21 protein-coding genes, 1 tRNA gene and 1 riboswitch are annotated in these 18,849 nt (G+C 40.9%); of the genes, 14 read left to right on the top strand and 8 right to left on the bottom strand.

Annotation, left to right across the window (positions count from 1 at the left end; translation table 11 throughout):
• Positions 1-76: 76 nt before the first annotated feature.
• A complete protein-coding gene (locus ACGTN9_RS04215) occupies positions 77-2,644 on the bottom strand; it encodes a vitamin B12-dependent ribonucleotide reductase (RefSeq protein ID WP_499590845.1) in 2,568 nt (855 codons plus the stop codon).
• Between the two features lie 423 nt (positions 2,645-3,067).
• Between ACGTN9_RS04215 and ACGTN9_RS04210 the strand changes: the two genes are divergently transcribed.
• Positions 3,068-3,439, top strand: coding sequence for a rhodanese-like domain-containing protein (locus tag ACGTN9_RS04210; protein ID WP_093046252.1), 372 nt, complete (start codon positions 3,068-3,070; stop codon positions 3,437-3,439).
• Positions 3,440-3,709: 270 nt separating this feature from the next.
• On the opposite strand, the gene gcvPB is transcribed toward ACGTN9_RS04210, so the two are convergent.
• The 3 genes from gcvPB to gcvT are packed head-to-tail and all read right to left on the bottom strand — an operon-like array spanning position 3,710 to position 7,640.
• The gene (gene gcvPB, locus ACGTN9_RS04205) at positions 3,710-5,170 is read right to left on the bottom strand and encodes an aminomethyl-transferring glycine dehydrogenase subunit GcvPB (protein ID WP_499590843.1); all 1,461 of its coding nucleotides are present in this window, start codon (positions 5,168-5,170) and stop codon (positions 3,710-3,712) included.
• On the bottom strand, positions 5,163-6,512 hold the full coding sequence (gene gcvPA / locus ACGTN9_RS04200) for an aminomethyl-transferring glycine dehydrogenase subunit GcvPA (RefSeq protein WP_499590841.1): 1,350 nt from the start codon (positions 6,510-6,512) through the stop codon (positions 5,163-5,165). Before gcvPA ends, gcvPB begins: the two co-directional genes overlap by 8 nt.
• 24 nt (positions 6,513-6,536) lie before the next feature.
• Positions 6,537-7,640, bottom strand: coding sequence for a glycine cleavage system aminomethyltransferase GcvT (gcvT, locus tag ACGTN9_RS04195; RefSeq protein ID WP_499590839.1), 1,104 nt, complete (start codon positions 7,638-7,640; stop codon positions 6,537-6,539).
• A 183-nt stretch (positions 7,641-7,823) separates the two neighbouring features.
• A riboswitch (glycine riboswitch) is annotated at positions 7,824-7,914 on the bottom strand.
• A 167-nt stretch (positions 7,915-8,081) separates the two neighbouring features.
• On the opposite strand from gcvT, the gene ACGTN9_RS04190 reads away from it, so the two are divergent.
• Together ACGTN9_RS04190 and ACGTN9_RS04185 are read left to right on the top strand one after the other, a co-directional pair.
• Positions 8,082-9,725, top strand: coding sequence for a DEAD/DEAH box helicase (locus ACGTN9_RS04190; protein ID WP_499590837.1), 1,644 nt, complete (start codon positions 8,082-8,084; stop codon positions 9,723-9,725).
• Positions 9,722-10,528, top strand: a complete 807-nt coding sequence (locus ACGTN9_RS04185) for a YqhG family protein (RefSeq protein WP_499590835.1) — start codon at positions 9,722-9,724, stop codon at positions 10,526-10,528. Before ACGTN9_RS04190 ends, ACGTN9_RS04185 begins: the two co-directional genes overlap by 4 nt.
• Positions 10,529-10,553: 25 nt before the next feature.
• Here ACGTN9_RS04185 and ACGTN9_RS04180 read toward each other — a convergent pair whose 3' ends face one another.
• Positions 10,554-10,727: a YqzE family protein gene (locus ACGTN9_RS04180; RefSeq protein ID WP_499590833.1), complete on the bottom strand. Its 174-nt coding sequence runs from the start codon at positions 10,725-10,727 to the stop codon at positions 10,554-10,556.
• A 48-nt stretch (positions 10,728-10,775) separates the two neighbouring features.
• Positions 10,776-11,267: a shikimate kinase gene (locus ACGTN9_RS04175; RefSeq protein ID WP_499590831.1), complete on the bottom strand. Its 492-nt coding sequence runs from the start codon at positions 11,265-11,267 to the stop codon at positions 10,776-10,778.
• 100 nt (positions 11,268-11,367) lie between these two features.
• Between ACGTN9_RS04175 and comGA the strand changes: the two genes are divergently transcribed.
• The 10 genes from comGA (at position 11,368) to ACGTN9_RS04125 (ending at position 16,593) form a co-directional block, all read left to right on the top strand.
• Entirely contained in the window at positions 11,368-12,372 is a 1,005-nt protein-coding gene (gene comGA, locus ACGTN9_RS04170; RefSeq protein ID WP_499590829.1) for a competence type IV pilus ATPase ComGA, read from the top strand.
• Positions 12,335-13,399: a competence type IV pilus assembly protein ComGB gene (gene comGB, locus ACGTN9_RS04165; protein ID WP_499590827.1), complete on the top strand. Its 1,065-nt coding sequence runs from the start codon at positions 12,335-12,337 to the stop codon at positions 13,397-13,399. Before comGA ends, comGB begins: the two co-directional genes overlap by 38 nt.
• Positions 13,400-13,415: 16 nt before the next feature.
• On the top strand, positions 13,416-13,718 hold the full coding sequence (comGC, locus tag ACGTN9_RS04160) for a competence type IV pilus major pilin ComGC (RefSeq protein WP_499590825.1): 303 nt from the start codon (positions 13,416-13,418) through the stop codon (positions 13,716-13,718).
• 17 nt (positions 13,719-13,735) lie between these two features.
• Positions 13,736-14,173 carry a competence type IV pilus minor pilin ComGD gene (gene comGD / locus ACGTN9_RS04155; RefSeq protein ID WP_499590823.1) on the top strand — a complete coding sequence of 146 codons (438 nt, stop codon included), beginning with the start codon at positions 13,736-13,738 and terminating at the stop codon, positions 14,171-14,173.
• Positions 14,163-14,495, top strand: coding sequence for a prepilin-type N-terminal cleavage/methylation domain-containing protein (locus tag ACGTN9_RS04150; protein ID WP_499590821.1), 333 nt, complete (start codon positions 14,163-14,165; stop codon positions 14,493-14,495). The genes comGD and ACGTN9_RS04150 overlap by 11 nt, the downstream gene beginning before the upstream one ends.
• Entirely contained in the window at positions 14,476-14,901 is a 426-nt protein-coding gene (locus tag ACGTN9_RS04145; RefSeq protein ID WP_499590819.1) for a competence type IV pilus minor pilin ComGF, read from the top strand. The genes ACGTN9_RS04150 and ACGTN9_RS04145 overlap by 20 nt, the downstream gene beginning before the upstream one ends.
• Complete coding sequence (locus ACGTN9_RS04140; protein ID WP_499590817.1) at positions 14,861-15,241, top strand: hypothetical protein; 381 nt, start codon at positions 14,861-14,863, stop codon at positions 15,239-15,241. Before ACGTN9_RS04145 ends, ACGTN9_RS04140 begins: the two co-directional genes overlap by 41 nt.
• Before the next feature lie 77 nt (positions 15,242-15,318).
• A tRNA-Gln gene (locus tag ACGTN9_RS04135) sits at positions 15,319-15,390 on the top strand.
• 194 nt (positions 15,391-15,584) lie between these two features.
• Entirely contained in the window at positions 15,585-16,265 is a 681-nt protein-coding gene (locus ACGTN9_RS04130; RefSeq protein ID WP_499590815.1) for a helix-turn-helix transcriptional regulator, read from the top strand.
• An 88-nt stretch (positions 16,266-16,353) separates the two neighbouring features.
• Positions 16,354-16,593, top strand: coding sequence for a DUF2626 domain-containing protein (locus tag ACGTN9_RS04125; protein WP_093046236.1), 240 nt, complete (start codon positions 16,354-16,356; stop codon positions 16,591-16,593).
• A gap of 15 nt (positions 16,594-16,608) precedes the next feature.
• Here ACGTN9_RS04125 and ACGTN9_RS04120 read toward each other — a convergent pair whose 3' ends face one another.
• A complete protein-coding gene (locus tag ACGTN9_RS04120) occupies positions 16,609-17,721 on the bottom strand; it encodes an SAM-dependent methyltransferase (RefSeq protein ID WP_499590813.1) in 1,113 nt (370 codons plus the stop codon).
• Positions 17,722-17,878: 157 nt separating this feature from the next.
• Complete coding sequence (locus ACGTN9_RS04115; protein ID WP_499590811.1) at positions 17,879-18,502, bottom strand: MBL fold metallo-hydrolase; 624 nt, start codon at positions 18,500-18,502, stop codon at positions 17,879-17,881.
• A gap of 172 nt (positions 18,503-18,674) precedes the next feature.
• Here ACGTN9_RS04115 and ACGTN9_RS04110 point away from each other — a divergent pair, with 172 nt between their 5' ends.
• Positions 18,675-18,839 carry a DUF2759 domain-containing protein gene (locus tag ACGTN9_RS04110; RefSeq protein ID WP_085508862.1) on the top strand — a complete coding sequence of 55 codons (165 nt, stop codon included), beginning with the start codon at positions 18,675-18,677 and terminating at the stop codon, positions 18,837-18,839.
• Positions 18,840-18,849 lie beyond the last annotated feature (10 nt).

Genomic DNA, 18,849 nt, shown 5'->3' with positions numbered 1-18,849 from the left:
GTTTATAATACGTGACAAGAAAGACCCTTACGTATAAAAAACCTTGCAGAATTAAATCCTGCAAGGTTTTATGAGTTTACAATCCACACTTCAACTGTGCATTACAGTTTGTACAAGTGTTACAGCCACCAATATCTTCTATTTTCCCTTTACGACAGACCGGACATGTATTACCGACTTCTGAGCCGATGGTTACATCTGTTTTCGTCAATTCTTGTACCGTATCCATCAATACGACCCGAGGCTTTTTATCTTCTTCAAATTCAAATTCTGTTTGTTCACCCTCAAAGTCATTCTCTTCTGCTTTCAAGGTTAATACTTGCGAGTCACGGCTGCCATCTACATAAACTGTGCCGCCCTTCGCACCGCCCCTGTATAATCGTTGATACACACTTTCGACTTGTTCTACGGAATATCCTTTAGGAGCGTTCACTGTTTTTGAAATCGAACTGTCGACCCAGCGCTGAATAACACATTGTGTATCCGCATGCGCTTCAGGGGACAGACCCATAGCGGTCACAAACCAATCAGGCAGTTTGTCAGAATCCTGTTGTGGATTTGCATCAAGATATTCCTGGACGATATCCGCCTTAACCTCGATGAACTTTCCTAATCGTCCGCTTCGGAAATAAGAGAACGAGAAGTATGGCTCCAGCCCAGTAGATATCCCTACCATAGTACCTGTACTACCAGTAGGCGCAACTGTTAGCAGATGAGAGTTACGGATGCCGTGTTCAAGGATTGATTCCCTGATGTCTTCGGGCATCTGTTTCATGTAACCGGTCTCGACAAAACGGCGACGTAGTTCCTGAGTTTCTTCCTCGCTTTCCCCGACTAAATACGGAAAGCTGCCCTTTTCCTTTGCTAGTTCGACGGAAGCGCGGTAAGCTGTTGTCGCTATCGTTTCAAATATCTCATCGACTAGTCTATTACCTTCGTCAGAGCCATATTCTGTTTCACAATATATTAACAGATCATGAAGTCCCATGACCCCAAGACCGACACGACGTTCACCAAGTGCCTGTTTGCGATTTTCTTCCAAAAAGTATGGTGTGGCGTCAATGACGTTGTCCTGCATACGGACACCTGTTTCGACTGTTTTCTTTAATTTATCGTAATCTACTTTTTTATTAGCCTTATCTGCCATAGCAGCCAGGTTAACTGCTGCCAAATTACAGACAGAGTAAGGAGCGAGAGGTTGTTCTCCACATGGATTTGTTGCAACTACCTTTTGACCATAAGCTGTAGCATTGGTTTTTTCATTGGCATTATCTATGAAAAAGATGCCAGGTTCAGCTGAGTAAGTGGCACAGATATTAATAAGGTTCCAAAGCTCTTTAGCTTTGATTTTCCGGTAGGTACGAACATCATAGCCTCTATCCTGCCACTCGCGTACATCTCCTACTTTATGCCACTCTTCATTATACTCTGCCATCTCCTGCTTCGTGTAATTTTCTACATCTGGAAAACGCAGATGGTAATCCTGATCATTTTCCACAGCTTCCATGAATTCCTTCGTGATGCAGACAGAAATGTTTGCACCGGTCAAGAAGTCTGGGTTATGAACGGTATATGTTCCTCCAGTCAACAACTTTTCTTCTGCTTCTCTGATCGCTTGTTCCGTGAAGCCGCCATAACCTGGCATGTTTTTATAGTTGACGACGCTTTGATACATATCTCGTTCAGTTTCTGTCAATGGAGTGAATTTCAATTTTTCCTGGGCTAACCGCTTGATTTGCTCATCTTCTGTATTTTCAATTAAAAAGCGAAGGATTCTTGGGTTCTGCATTTTAGAAATAATGAATTCCAGTACATCCGGGTGCCAATCTGAAAGCATGATCATTTGCGCTCCTCGTCTGGAACCACCTTGCTCTACGAGATGGGTCAGCTTGGCAATATCATCCAACCATGATACAGAACCTGATGATTTACCATTCACTCCCCTGGCAAGGGCGTTGCGGGGCCGTAGTGTGGAACCATTCGTTCCTACGCCGCCTCCGCGTGACATAATCTCCATCACCTGCTTACGATGGTCTGAGATTCCTTCACGGGAATCCTGAACAAATGGCATAACATAGCAATTGAAATAAGTAACATCTGTATTGGCACCAGCCCCGTATAAAACACGGCCTGCTGGTACAAAATTCAATTCAGAAAGCTCTTTGTAAAATTCTTTATACCAGGTTTGTTTGTTTTCAGGGACAGTCTCTACCTCTGCTAAACCTGCAGCATTACGCATGGCGATTTGTTCATAGAAAATCTCCAATGGTTTGTCGATGGTATCAAGATTACGGGTAACTATCCCTGTTTCCCGCTCCTTGTCGTTATCCAGGACATGGACGAACTCCTGCTCGACTTTGACTTTTGCTTTCTTCGCTTCCCAATCGATAGATTCAATAAACCCTAACCCCCGTGCCGGAAAGTTAGGATCTTCTTTGACAGTCAGTACCACAAAGTCTCCTTCACCTAATGTAAGTCTTTCAGTATCCTTGAATGCGTAGCGATCAAGCATTACAAGACGAGAAACACCTTTATGGGTTATTTTCATGTCTGGCTCTATTTCGTGAACCTGTGGAAATTGTCGAATATCTTTATTCAACCGCTCCACATCGATGTTTGTATGAGATTCCGCAGTTGTTGGCATCAGTGAACCTCTCCTTCACTATTTATTTTATTTAGGATTGGTGGTATTCTTCTTGTTGTTGGTATTTTTTAATTTCTACAAGTAACATACCACATCGAGAGATTCTTAATCAATATATTGTGTTCTTTTTTTAAAAAAGTACCAGATATTGTGTTTAGAACGAAATAAACTGCAATTGTCAATCGTAAAAAAGGTTGAAAATAATAGAGAAATAGAGATAACAATAGCAATTGCTTATTTTTATCTCCCAGATAAACTTTTTTATCGTTTGCAAATGACCGCGACTTTCTCCTCGGTGACAAAAACGTGTCTACATAGCATTAACAGTTAGTGGAAGAGTTATTTTTAACAAAAACTCTTTGAAAATTTGTCCAATCATCCATATAATAGATAAAGGAATAGACAAATGGGGGTATCAGTAAGATGGAATTATTGATTATAACGATTATTGTTCTGCTTGGATTTTGGTTATATAGATTTTTTAAAACCCGTAAAATTCTCACTACGTTGACGGAAGAGGAATTCAGACAAGGATATCGCAAAGCACAACTGATTGATGTAAGGGAGCCGAAAGAATTCAAAGGCGGCCATATCCTGGGGGCAAGAAATATACCATTATCTCAGTTGAATCATCGTCTTATCGAAGTCAGAAAAGATCAGCCTGTATACCTTTATTGCCAAAGCGGTGCACGCTCAGCTCGTGCCGCGGCAGTACTCCATAAAAAAGGTTACAGGGATTTGAATCAGCTGAAAGGCGGATTTAAACACTGGGGCGGAAAAATCAAACAAGGGTAATAAAAAAGCATCCGATAAAGGATGCTTTTTTAGTGTCTAGTAATTTATAAAATTTAATGATCGTGGATAACATTCTGCATTGGGCTGCATCCAGCTCCGACGCATAGGACGTGCTAGTGCCGATGTCGCCACAGGACGTGGCGTTTTCATCGGCCAGCGCCTACCCCCTCGAGGTCTTAAGTCAATCCTCTCTGTGACAACAAGCGTCACGGCGAGGATTGGCTTAAGCTTGTCGGGGGTGAACAAGGCGCTTGCGCTTTTGTTATGTGCTCAGTCTTTGTTATAGCGCAAAATCGGTTTTCTGGCTGCCGTTGTTTCATCCATTCGGCTGACCACTGTCGTATGAGGAGCTTCCTGGACAATTTCCGGATTCTCTTTAGCTTCATTGGAAATTTGAATCATCGCATCAATGAAAGCATCAAGTGTTTCCTTTGATTCTGTTTCTGTCGGCTCCACCATCAAGGCTTCCTCTACATTCAATGGGAAGTAAATAGTTGGCGGATGATAGCCGAAGTCCAACAGCCGTTTCGCAATATCAAGTGTCCTTACCCCTAATTTCTTCTGGCGTTTGCCTGATAATACGAATTCATGTTTACAATGCTGGGTAAAAGGCAACTCATATTCCTTCTCTAAACGCCTCATCATATAGTTGGCGTTCAACACAGCATGCTCACTTACTTTTTTCAGTCCTTCCGCTCCCATCGTCCGAATATACGTATAAGCACGAACGTTGATACCGAAGTTACCATAATACGGTTTTACCCGTCCGATAGACTTAGGGCGATCATAGTCAAATACATAGTGATTTTCTTTTTTTGTTAACACCGGCTTTGGAAGATAAGCCGCAAATTCTTCTGTAACACCTACTGGGCCGGAACCGGGTCCCCCACCGCCATGCGGGCCAGTAAAGGTTTTATGAAGGTTCAAGTGAACGACGTCAAACCCCATGTCTCCCGGACGAGCATATCCCAGGATGGCATTCAGGTTTGCGCCATCATAATAAAGCTTTCCACCTGCTTCATGAATGATTGCTGCCATTTCTAATATATGCTCTTCGAACAAACCTAGTGTATTTGGGTTAGTCAGCATCAATGCAGCTGTATCCTCTCCAACAACACGCTTTAAGTCTTCTAAATCAACCAAGCCGCGCTCATCTGATTTGACAGTTACAGCATCAAACCCTGCAACAGTTGCAGAAGCCGGATTCGTGCCATGGGCGGAATCAGGTACAATGACTTTCGTACGTCCATAATCACCATTTGCTTCGTGGAAGGCACGGATCATCATGAGTCCAGTCCATTCCCCGTGTGCCCCTGCTGCCGGCTGTAAAGTCACTGTATGCATACCGGTAATTGCTGCAAGGGTAGTTTGTAGGTCATACATCAATTCCAATGCCCCCTGCACCGTTTCTACCGGCTGATGAGGATGAATATGACTGAAGCCTGTCAGCCTCGCTACATCTTCATTCATTTTGGGATTATACTTCATAGTACAAGAACCAAGTGGGTAAAACCCTGAATCTACTCCATGGTTCCGTGTAGACAGTGCTGTATAGTGACGCATAATTTGCAACTCACTCACTTCTGGCAGGTCCGCTTCGTTTTTGCGGATGTAACGTTCATCCAGCATTTCTGTCATGTCTACCTCTGGGACATCCATCTCCGGAAGGCTGAAGCCTGTCCGGCTCTCTTGGCTATGTTCGAATATTAGTGGAAAATCTTGATTACTCATGTAAATCCCCCAATTCTTGCGCGAATTTGTCGATCTCTTCTTTAGAACGGACCTCCGTAACGGCGATCAGCATATGCCCTGAAAGCTCTTCATAATCGGCGCTTAGATCATACCCGCCGATGAAGCCTTTCTCAAGCAGCTTCTTGGTCGCTTTCTGGACATCGGTACCGAGATTGACGACAAGTTCATTGAAAAATGGCCCTTGGTAAGTAACTGATAGCCCATTACCTTCCAATGCTTTCTTCATATAGGCTGTCTTCTGGATATTCGTCCAAGCCATTTTTTTGACCCCTTGCTTTCCTAGTGAAGACATAGCAACCGATGAGGCAAGTGCGTTCAAAGCCTGGTTCGAACAAATATTGGATGTTGCTTTATCACGACGGATATGTTGTTCCCTCGCCTGCAAAGTCAATACAAACCCTCTTCTTCCCTGCTCATCTTTCGTCTGGCCGACCAAGCGTCCTGGTACTTTCCTCATCAGCTTCTTAGTCGTTGCAAAATATCCGCAATGCGGCCCTCCAAATTGTGCAGGGATTCCAAACACCTGTGCATCTCCTACGACAATATCCGCTCCAAATTCACCGGGCGGAGTCAAATAACCTAAGGCTAACGGATTACTGGAAACAATCATCATTGCTTTTTTCTGTGTATCAAGCAATTCTCTCACTTCTGCTAACGGTTCAATTTGACCGAAGAAATTAGGATATTGAATCACTACGCCGGCTGTGTTTTCATCCAGCTCTGAAGCCAGGGCTTCCAGATCAGTAATCCCCTCTTTATGGTCAATTTCAACTATTTCTACTCCTGGGCCATTCGCATAGGACTGGATTACCGCACGAGATTCCGGATGCACGGCACGGGATACAATCACTTTTTTCTTCTTAGTAGAACCAGCACTCAAGTTAACCGCTTCTGCCAACGCGGTTCCTCCGTCATACATGGAAGAATTGGCAACATCCATTCCGGTCAATTCACTAATCATGGTTTGGAATTCAAAAATTGCCTGCAGTTCCCCTTGAGAAATCTCTGGTTGATATGGCGTGTAAGCTGTATAAAACTCAGACCTGGAAATGACATGGTCCACGATTGATGGAATGTAATGGTCATAGACGCCCGCGCCAAGAAAGGAAGTATGTGATTTCAAGTTGACGTTGGTTTCTGCCAATCTGGTCAGTTCCTTTGTCAATTCAAACTCATTAGCCGGCGGCTTTATGTCCAGCTCTCCTTTGAATCTTACTTTTCCGGGGATATCTTTGAACAACTCTTCTGAATCTTTAACCCCAATCGTATCTAACATTTCCTGTTTGTCTCTTTCAGTCATTGGTAAATAACGAAACTCCATCATAAATCCCCCTGCCTGTTTGAATTAACCACGCTTATAGAAAGGTGTTTTGACTACTTCTGCTTTCAACTTCCGCTTACGTACTTGCACTTCGACCTCAGTACCAATTTCGGTATAATCTATTTTCAATAGTGCTAAACCGACATTTTTTCCGAGAGTTGGAGACTGGGTCCCAGTCGTTACAAATCCGATTTCATTTTCTTCAGCAAAGACCTTGTATCCAGTTCTTGGAATTCCTTTTTCCAGCATCTCTAGCCCGACAAGCTTCCGTTCCAGCCCATTTTCTTTCTGTTTTAATAGTGCATCTTTTCCGATAAAATCTGCATCTTTTTTCAGTTTGACTGCAAAGGACAGTCCCGCTTCCAGAGGAGAAATTTCCGGGGATAACTCTTGTCCATATAAAGCCAGGTTAGCTTCAAAACGAAGGGTGTCTCTCGCTCCTAATCCAATCGGCTGCACTCCTTCTGCTTCCCCTGCTTCAAGGATTTTTTGCCATAGTACAGGACCTGAGGCCTTCGGAAGATAAATTTCAAAACCATCTTCACCAGTGTAGCCAGTCCGGGAAACAATTGCATCATCCGATGCACCTTCAAAAGAAACCGGGTATTCAAAGCGGAAGAATTTTATCGCTGATAAATCCGTATCAGTGAGTGTTTGTAGTACAGCTTCAGCTTTTGGTCCTTGAAGAGCAAGCTGTACATACGCATCAGATTCATTACGTAAAGAAACACCATCAATCAAGTGATCTTCCAACCATTGATAATCTTTGTCTACATTAGCAGCATTGACGACAAGCAGATATTTATCCTGTTCCAACTGATAAACGATCAAATCGTCGACAGTACCACCATTCTCATAACACATAATGGTATACTGTGCTTTTTTTGGTTCTAATTTGGAAATATCATTGGTAAGCATTTGTTGCAAAAATTGTTCGCTATTCGCACCTTCTACAAAAATTTCTCCCATATGGGAAACATCAAAAAGTCCTGCTTTGGTTCGTGTTGCTTCATGTTCATCTTTGATTCCAGAAAATTGGACAGGCAAGTCCCATCCGCCAAAATCAATCGTTTTCGCACCATGTTTTTCATATTCCGGAAACAACGGCGTCCTTTTTAAATCAGCCATACGAACACTCCTCTACTTATATTATTCTCATAAAAAAACAGACAGATATCCCACTGCTAAATTGCGGGATACTCTGTCCATTCACCAGAAAGTTTCACCTAAAGTTGAAAACGCATTCAGAGCATTTTGTATTTAAGGCTTGCTTCTTGGGTGGTTCACGGCTGTGAACACTCTCCAGAGGTGCGTCACACAAGGGTCTTTTTGCCTGAGAGATTCACATATCATATGCTTGCTCCTTCGGCGCTACTGACGTAGTCTCTCCCCCTGTAGTCATTCGCGGTAGTATTTATTTTTTCAATTGGGCATACTAACCAGTAAAAGCTGTGAAAAATCTGTCATTTTGTCACAAACAATTATATCACATGCTCAGGCATGTTTTAAAAGTTATTTTATCCCGGGTTAAATCGGATAAACAGCACAGGGAAAGGAGGCTTCAATAGTATGGATATCTTACTGGATGAAAATTACGGAGAAGAATTGGTACAGCAGACTGTAAATCCTGATGCAATTAGCAGTTGGAATCAATTCAAGCTTGCTTACCAGGCGGCTAAGGCTTCTTCTGTACCTACCTTCGAAGGGCTGGTGGCACTGAATCACCTGCCTCACATCGACTTTCTTCCCCATCAAAAAGAAGCAGCGGAAGAAATCATTCATCAAATGCAAGGAAGAGCTATTCTTGCCGATGAGGTCGGTTTAGGGAAGACAATTGAAGCTGGCTTGGTACTTAAAGAGTATTTGATTCGCGGAATGGTAAACAAGGTGTTGATACTGACTCCCGCCTCCCTTGTCAATCAGTGGGTGATGGAATTACATGAGAAGTTTTTTATCCAGGCTTATGCTCCAAGAAAAAATCCCGCTTGGAAAGATGCGGATATTATGGTGACTTCCATTGATATGGCGAAGAGAGAACCTCACCAAAGTGAAATTCTATCTATTCCTTATGACTTGATTATCATCGATGAGGCTCATAAGTTAAAAAATCCTGCTACGAAAAACTATCAATTCGTCAAAGCATTACAAAAGAAATACTGTCTTTTGTTGACTGCTACACCAATCCAGAACCGAATCACCGATATATTCAACTTAGTATCAATTTTAAAACCAGGTTACCTGGGAGACTTGTCGGCCTTTAAAAAAGAATATGGGAAGAAAATGGGAAGTATTGATAGCAACCTAAATCTAAAAAAACTGATCAGCAAAGTGATGATTCGAAATCGAAGGCAGGATACAGGGCTTGCTGATACTAAACGAATGGTAAAAACAGAGTGGATTGAATTCTCAGAAGAAGAGCAAAAGGTTTACCAAATGCTGGAATCGATTAAAGGAACTCATCCTTCCTTTACTTACTTGACCCTGGCAAAAGAATTATGTTCCTCTCGGGAGGCGTGCTATTTATCCAGTAAACTAATGTATGATAAACTCGGAGACCCTGAAGCGACCGGACCTTTACATGAATTGATTTCTGGAGTAGAACAGCTTCCTCAACATGCAAAAGCTAAACGGATGGTTGAACTGATCCAGCAAACAGATGAAAAATTCATCGTGTTTACGGAGTACCGGGCAAGCCAATATTATTTACAATGGTACCTGCAGCAGCATGGCATATCTTCCGTACCATTCCGTGGCGGTTTCAAACGAGGCAAAAAGGACTGGATGAAACAATTGTTCCGTGATCATGCACAAGTAATGATAGCGACAGAAGCAGCCGGCGAAGGAATCAACCTGCAGTTTTGCCGTAACATGATCAATTATGATCTCCCGTGGAATCCGATGCGTCTGGAACAACGGATCGGCAGGATCCATCGTTTCGGGCAGGATAAAAACGTACAGATTTATAATTTTGCCATTAAAAACACGATTGAAGAACATATCTTAAACTTGTTATACGATAAAATTAAACTATTTGAAAATGCAATTGGTGAACTTGACCACATTTTAGAAGAATTGGATATCGGAGATCTGGGAAAGGAAATTGAAGCCATTTATTCAGAATCCTCAAGTTATGGGGAAGCGAAAATTAAGCTTAATAACCTCGCTTCCGTCATTTCATCTCATTCCGAACCATACCGGAGGTCGTCATCATGAAAGAAGCAGCAGCTCACGAACAGTTTGTCAGAAGTTTCTTCAACGAATATGAGTGCCCGATAGTATCTGACGAAAATGGTCGACTTGTCATTCAATTGACCGATAAGATGGATGAAGCACTAATGAACAGACCGTTCTACTGGCATTACATTAAAAAGATGGGCAGGCAGGGTGATCCGATGTCACTCACGTTAATTACCAATCCTAATTTGACCGAAGAAAAAGGTGAATATATTCATTCTGGGTCTCCTCGCTTACGCCAACTATACCGTTATCTATTAGAACATTGCCGGTTTACCAAACTCTATGAAGCAGTCGATACTTTTGGGCAGCAAAGCTCCCTGGTTCCATGGCTAATCACTAATATCCGGGTCAGTTATTACGGTAAACAAAAAAAAGATGAACTATTATCAATCGGGCTCAACCTTATTCATGGTACGATGGTTTCCTCCATCATGGAACGGTTAGAAAACTACCAACTTGAAACAACGATCTCAGATTATACCTTTCCCATGACACCTTTGATTCGTATCCCTAGTGGTTACCAGCGGATCCTGCGTTTCATTCAAGAACATATCGAGAATACAGATCGAACCTGGGCAGTTCAGGCACTGGAAACCTTGGAGGAAGAGAAACAATTGATCCATGCTTTCTTTCAGGAAGATGATGAAGAAGAGAGAGAGTTGATGGAAAAAGAGCTAGAAGGACTAATGGGACGCTTCACACCTAAGGTAACTATAGATGTGTTGAATGGCGGATTGTTTTATCTTACCCAGGAAACGACTAAAAAAATAATCAAATAAGGTTGTCTCCAAAATGGAGACAACCTTATTTGTTACGGTTAAAAAGCATTTTCATCGCTGTCGGTAAAATGCCAAACCATTTATTTCGTTGTGGCTGCTTGATTTTTTGCCGCTTACGTTTATGTTTTTCCTCTTTCGATAAATTCATATAGCGGACAAATTCTTCCGTGACGTACTTGACGTAATCATTCCCGGACATAGCATTCACCCTTGTTGGATTTATTATCTTTAGTATGACCGGATTTATTTAACTCAATACGTGAAGGATTTCCTTTGCTAAAAGTTCAGGACTTTTTGCATCTACATTAATAATATAATCAGCAGCTTGTTCGTAAATTGGGCGTCGTTCTTCCAAAAGTTGAAACTTTTCATCTTCTTTCCCTTTCCATAACGGCCGGTTTACATCCTGGGACAACCTCTCATTAATGGTGTCAAAGCTTGCATCAAGAAAAATGACGGTACCGCGACGCATCAACTCCTGATTGACCGGATTCATGGGAACCCCTCCACCGGTTGAAACTACTGCGTTCTCCGCTGGAATTTCCTGCAGCATTGCAGTTTCCAGCTTTCGAAAATACGCTTCCCCTTTCTCTGCAAAAATTTCTTTAATCTTTCTCCCTTCGCTTTGTTCAATCAAATCATCCATTTCCATTAGGGTAAGTGATGCTTCCTGACAAAGAATTTCTGCCACTGTAGTTTTACCACTCCCCATAAAACCGATCAGGTAAATCGTTTTCATGTTTTCCCCTCCTATAAAAAATATTTTTTATCCTTGCAGGATTTTCGTAACATTTGTCGAATTATGTAATTTAAACTAAAAAGCGAGGTGATATATTGAAGTGAGCTCTACTGCAAATTTATCTCATCAACTGTTAATTTCAGCCATTCAGTCAACTGCTACAGATATACACTTTTCCCCCTACCTTCAAAAAGTGGACATTCATTTTCGTGTCCATGGAAAACGGATATTCCACTCCTCCATTTCCACTCCAGTTTACGTGAAATTACTTTCCTATTACAAATTCACCTCCGGAATGGACATTGGAGAAATTAAAAAGCCTCAAAACGGGACGATTTCTTTCCGAAATCATGATGACCTTTTTTCCTTACGTCTTTCCACACTTCCGATCCAATCAAATGAAAGTCTGGCTATCCGGATCCTTCCACAAACCGAGTCCCTTTCACTGGAAAAGCTTTTCATCTTCCCCGCACAGTATAAAAGAATCCAAGACTGGCTCCGCCATCAAAGCGGTATGATTCTATTTACAGGGCCAACAGGCAGTGGAAAGACCACTACCCTTTATGCATTACTGCAAGCTCTGATAAAAGAAAACTCTTACCAGGCCATCACATTAGAGGATCCAATTGAAAAAAACATCGAAAACATTATTCAAGTGCAAGTGAATGAACGAGCTGGTATTACCTACGATGCCGGCCTCAAGGCAGCATTACGACATGACCCTGATTTAATCATGGTAGGTGAAATTCGCGACAGGCAAACCGCTCATTTTGCCTTTCATGCTGCTCACACAGGCCACCTAGTACTATCCAGTTTACATGCTAAAGACGCGTTAGGCACCATCTTACGATTAAAGGAGATGGGCATTAAGACAGTCGACCTGGAACAAACATTGATATCAATAGCTTCCCAACGATTACTCCCGATTGAATGTGCCACCCACCTCCCTAAACGAGCAGCCATTATGGAATTAATGGACGGTGAGTTGCTCCGGCATGCCATCCATCAGCACTCTCTTCCCGCATCCCCGCCCTTTCATTCCTTTGATCACTTAAGGAGAAAAGCCTATGCATACGGTTTCCTTTCCGAAAATGAAGTTATTTAGCAGCAAATCAACAGAAACATTGCCACAAAAACTCCAGATTCAATTTCTGGATCGGATCAGCCATCTCTTGAAAAAAGGATACCCTTTGCTTGAAGCATTAACTATTTTGACCTGGGATGAGCGGTTTGATGGGCTTGCTACAGATATAACACAAGAATTAAAAAGTGGGAAGCCAATTGATGTATGTCTTCAAGCTACAGGTTTTTCAAGAAATGTCGTCTCATTTTTATACTTTGCAAGAATGCATCGGAATCTTGATGAAGTTTTTCATCAATGCAGCACCATGATCCAATTAGAAAATAAATATGTAAATAAATTTAAACAAGTCATCCGTTATCCTGCATTTTTGAGTGCATTCTTAGTAATCATGCTTTTTGTCATCGATCGTACCATTTTTCCTGCTTTTTTGACTATGTTCCAGTCTCAGGAAGCAGGAAGTATAGGATTAATCGCGGCAGTGTATATAACAGGTTTTCTTATCACCTTTGTAAAAGTGGCAGGGCTTTTAGGAGTTACCGTAGTTATTTACTGGAAAATCAGAAAAAGCACCATTTCTTTTAAAAAACAGCTTCTATTGTATGATAAAATTCCAATGCTTCGTGACTATCATAAGCTGAAAACTACGTTCCTATTTGCCACCCACTTGCACTCCATACTTTCCACAGGCGTTTCTATGAAAGAAGCGTTACATGTTATGAGTAGCCAATCCCATTATCCCCTGCTCAGCCATCAGGCTGATATCATCCTCGATCACCTGGAACAAGGAGCAACCCTCGCACAAGCGATCCATCAATGCCAGATGTTTCGCCCTGAACTAACCACCATTTTCCATAAAACATCCGACCTCACGACCTTAACCAGAGACTTAGCTATGCTTTCTGAGATGCTTACCGACATGACAAAGCAAAAATTGAATAAAGCACTGGAAATCATCCAGCCGGTTTTCTTTATCATCATAGCTGTGTTCATTTTATTTATTTACGGCTCCATCATGTTGCCTATGTATCAGTGGATGAACCAAATATAGAAAGGAAGTAACAATTATGTTTAAAAATGAAAAAGGTTTCACGTTGATAGAAATGTTAGTTGTCCTGCTTATTATTTCCGTATTGTTGATTATAACTATTCCAAACATAGCCGAGAACAATCAAATGGTTCGTGAAAAAGGTTGCGAGGCGCTGGTAAAGCTGGCAGAAGCACAAGTGCAAGCGTACTATATAAATGAAGGTGAAATGCCAACTCTGATCAGCGATTTAGAGACTAACGGATATATTACTCAGACTACGTGTCCTAATGGCGAGACCCTTACCCTGACCAGTGAAGGTAAAGTTACATCCACCCCCTAGGCGGGTGGAATATTATTATGTTAACAAAAAACGGCTATACGTTGCTTGAAACCATGATTGTGCTACTAACTTTAAGTATTTTACTAGCTATTTCTGTACCTTTGCATCACCAGATCCAGGACCATACTGCTTTTTCTAATTTCTACAGACAGTTTGAAGATGATGTTTTACTTACCCAGCAATTATCAATGAACAATCAATCATTTTACGACTTGATGATTATACCTTCGCAGAAAAAATATTATTTAATGGATGCAAAAAAAGAACAAAAAATTATTGAGCGTGACATTCCTCAGGCGTTGATAATCGATCTTCAGACTTTATTAGTGCCCATCCGCTTTTCCTCTGACGGCACCATATTCAACCCAGGCAGCTTTCGTGTAAAAACTCCCAATAAAACCTATAAAATTGTTTTTCCATTTGGTAAAAGCAGGTGTTATATGTATGAAATATAATGGCTTTACCCTGGTAGAAGTAATAGTTGCATTCGGACTATTGCTTACCCTTTTATTGAGCACTCTACCCATAATGATGAAAGTAAACATGGAGGAAGCTATTCTTACAGACCGGAGAATAGTAACAGCAATTTTGCATGATGAGCTACTTAAAAAAGTAAATGCTCCAGTGATGGGAGTTATGAGTTACTCTATTGATGATTTTACTAATATCCACGTAAACGTTGAAATCCAGGATGGCTTAGTAAAAGCCTGTGCTGATTGGAACAATAAACAAAATCATACAGAGAAGGTTTGCCTTAATGGATATCGAAAACATTAACGGATATACATTAGCAGAAACAATCATAAGTTTATTGATAGTCACCTTGATGCTCAGCTTTCTTCCTCCATTATTCCAATTATTTTCTACTGATAATCAGCAGCAGGAACTAAGTGTCCGCCAATTCTTTACGTTTACCTCAGATGAACTGGCGTTTAATGACATAATCTCCGTACAATCCACTCGCCTGGAACTGCTGTCTTATCATGGTGAACTTATCACGATCGAAAGGTATGGCTCTTCTATTAGGAGACAAGTTGGTGGACGGGGACACGAAGTATTAGTAAGGGATATTGAGACGGTTCAATTTTCTTTGCAAAATAATCAGCTGCTTGTTGTAATTACATCCTTGGGAGGAAAATCTTTTGAAAAACGACTTCAAACATACTCCAGTCCCATTCCGTAATGGCTTCATATTTCCATTTGTGTTACTTCTATCTCTTCTTTTCCTTGCTGCCACCACCACTTCTATTCACTTATATCAAAATCATCAATATATAACCGAGCTTCATTATGACAATATTGTAATGGATACATTGTTTCAGAGTGGATTAGCTAAATTCCATAAAGAAATGAGTAACATGGAAGAACTTCCGAACTCCGGCGAGGTAACGTATCTTTTCCCACAGGGGGATACTACAATCAAATATACATGGATAGAAGGCCGTACGTATGACCTGCAAATAGTCATTACTACTAATAAAGATGTCACCAATAAATTTGGACGCAAGTATACAATTGGGTGAACACGGAATAAAATTCTTTGCTTTTTATTTGAATAATTTTTGAAGTCCGGTACAAACTATAGTTACATCATAATTGATGGGCTATAGCCAAGCGGTAAGGCAGCGGATTTTGATTCCGTCATTCGTTGGTTCGAATCCAGCTAGCCCAGCTAGTGAAAGCATGCTTGGAAAAGTCGCTCACTTTTCCAAGCATGCTTTTTTTGTTTTACGGTCACATTTTAAGGTTAACAAGTTAGCCATATTAGCAATTTGTGTACGTTTTTTAACATTCTTTCCCTTTGGGTAAAATCCAGCCTGGTTTGTATTATAATGAGGTCAGACCTATTAAGAGGGGTGACTGTTAATGGAACAGACATTGAAAATTACTAACGTATTAAGTGATCCAACTCGTTTTCATATTTATGAGTTTATTGTCCAAAAGAATGCAGATGTTACGGTACAGGATATTGCTGAAGCTTTTGAAATACACCCGAACGTTGCACGCCTGCACTTATCCAAACTGGAAGATGTCAATATGTTACTTTCTCACACTAAGAAGACAGGGCGTGGGGGCAGACCAAGCAGAGTTTATAATTTATCTCACGAAGTGGTACAGCTTCACTTCCCATTCCGTGATTATCAGTTGTTAGCACAGATCGCCTTTGAAGCATTTGCTGACATGGGTGAAGCTGGAAAAACAGCACTCTATTCAACCGGTAAAAAATTCGGAAAAGAAATCATTGAACGACAGACTTCGAATACTTCAAATTTAAACCGTGTTGAAAAACTGGAACTATTAAAAAACTCCGCAGAAATGACTGGACTATTTCCGGAATTTCACCAACAAACGGATGATACAATTGTATTCACTGTAAACAATTGTCCATTTAAAGAGGTAGCCTCTCGTCAGAAACAATTAGTTTGTGATATGCATAGCTACTTTTTAAAAGGCATGTTTGAAGCGATGTTTCAGGATATCGAGTTAAAAGAGGAGCATAATATGATGGATGGTTGCGCAAACTGTCTATACAAAGCTCAATTTTAACATTTTTGTGATGATTCGTTTTACATTCTTTGTATAGTCGTTTATAATATCTATGATAGTTTCATCGAAGAAAAGGAGGGGGAAAAGCATGGATCGTATGTTCCGCGTGCTTGCCTTTTGGACTGGTATTTTTACTGTCATGTTTTACGTTGGCGACATGAATGAATCGGCTTTATTATTTTTAGTTCAAACGGCTTTTTTCCTTGCAGTAAGCTACTTAAAGCTGTCAGAACGTATGTACATGTACATATTTGGTGCTTACCTGACAGTATTTATGATCGGTTTTACGTATTACACAACATTTATCTTACAGCCAGGGTTCCATTAAAAAAATCTGTTATCCTTAATCGGATAACAGATTTTTTTTATGCCTTTCTAAAGACTCCCTGTTTATATTTTTAGCCTGAATACATACATCAAAAGCATCACTAAATCCATTGCCAGCAACCAAGGAAGAGATAGCCCGGTTTTTTTTACTTTCTTCCGAAAAAGGATCGACGTTGTTATGGGCAATCAGTTCCTGCAGGATACCAGATTGAAGGAGAAATTCTTTTTGCTTCCTTAAAAAGATGTTTTCCCAGCCCGCATCTTCCCCGAGAGCTTTCCATATATCCCAATGAACATGATGGGTAATATCCATTGAGCCTGGATTCTGCAACACATTCTTTACTAATTGATGCTGAAAATAACCCCGTAAGCTCCCTTCTCTTCTTGCTGGATGGTTCCAATCCTCCCTCTCATATCCATAGTCTACCGTCACAATCAAACCTCTATCCAGGAGAGCATCCAACTTTCGCACAGCGTCAATCATATAGAGAGGAACCTCAATGCGTTGTCCTTCTTCTAAATGAATGTTATAGGCAGTTATAAAAAGGGATGACTCTCTGTCCAATGGACAGGCCACTTCCTTGAAATTATCCTTTTCATCCAACGATACTTGAATCTCCATAATATCACCATCGCATTTCTCCACCACTTTTACTGGTTGAGCATCCAGCCATTCATTTGAGAAGATTATTCCCTCAAAAAAAGCATTTTGGCTTAAAAACCCGTCCATACTTTCATAGAGGAAAACCTCCCCTTCTGACTCTTTTACCTTTAAGGCTTCACGATGAAAAGGGCTTTTTTCTATCAGATGATATGTATAGGGTACTTGATGTTTTTTTAACCGCCTCATTACTTGATGTGCGAAGGTGCCGTCTCCTCCACCTATTTCACAAATTTGCAACGGAATATCAAGGGTTTGATTCACCTTAAAGAAATAATCAGCAAACATCTCAGCAAATATGCTGTGAATCATACTTGAAGTATAGAAATCCCCCTCCTTGCCAACTTTAATCCCATCTCTTTGGTAATATCCCGTAGCTTCATGATAAAGGGAGTATTCAATAAAAGTGTCATAACCAATGGATCTTTCCGGATGGTCCTCAATTATAGATTTCAAAATTTTCTCCATTGCTGTCCCCTTTTTAATTTACACTATTGACATAGTGATAATTTCGTTTATACTTATTTGTAGTAGCTTAACTTTTATCCCTAACCAACGAAAAAGCAGAGCACATCCCCCCTAAGATCCTTCTTGATATTTCAAGAAGGATCTTTTTTTGTACTTTTTATAAGGTTACGAAAGGGTTCTCCCGTTTTTCTTCTCTGATGGTCGTCGCTGGTCCGTGTCCTGGGTATACCCTGGTTGAATCCGGCAGCGTATATAATTCTTTACGAATACTACTTACAAGTGTATCCATGTCCCCTCCTGGAAGATCTGTTCTGCCTATGCCCCGTTGAAATAATGCATCTCCTGCTATGACAAAGTCTTCTTCTCTGAATACCAGGGAGACACTTCCAGGGGAATGTCCAGGAGTGTGTCTGACTTCAAGCTGGAAAGATCCGATACTCATTTCCCCAATATTAAAATGGTGTTCGGCCTTACGCGCTGCAATCCTCCCCATCTGGAAGAAAGCTGAGCCATTCTGATTCGAGTCTGACAGCCAATCCTCTTCCTCTTTATGTACGTAAACCGGAATATCAAAATGATCCCTGATATCATCCACCGCTCCAATATGATCAAAATGAGCATGTGTTAACAAGATAGCTGATGGTTTTAGCTTATTTTCAGTTAAATAACCAATCAACTGGTCACTATCTCCTCCAGGATCAATCACCAGACTCTCTTCTTGTCCAGAAAGAACATAGCAATTTGTACCTAGAGGCCCAAGGGGCAATTGTACAATTTTCATATGCCTATTGACTCCTTTGCAATGTTTTATTAAAATTCATATAGAATAACTCGACAAATTCTAATCCATACTATAAAATGTATGAGGAATGAAAAGGTTTTTACATAGCCATTATAACATCCAAAGTTAAGCTATGGATACTACACAGTGAAGGGTTTAGGGGGTGCTGAGTTTGGTAACAGCTATCATTCTTTTACTAGTCGCAATTCTTTGCGTACTTGCCGTATTCCGCGAATTGAAAACAAAAAATTTCTTTGCAGTACTATTTGCAGGAGCATCAGCATTGATTTTCGGCTGGTTCTCTGTAATGACGATTTACGTCCGGTTATTTGGATAAAATCACAAAA

It is taken from the genome of Halobacillus sp. B23F22_5, from assembly GCF_043497085.1.
GTDB lineage: Bacteria > Bacillota > Bacilli > Bacillales > Halobacillaceae > Thalassobacillus.
This window is presented reverse-complemented; position numbering and strand designations above follow the sequence as displayed.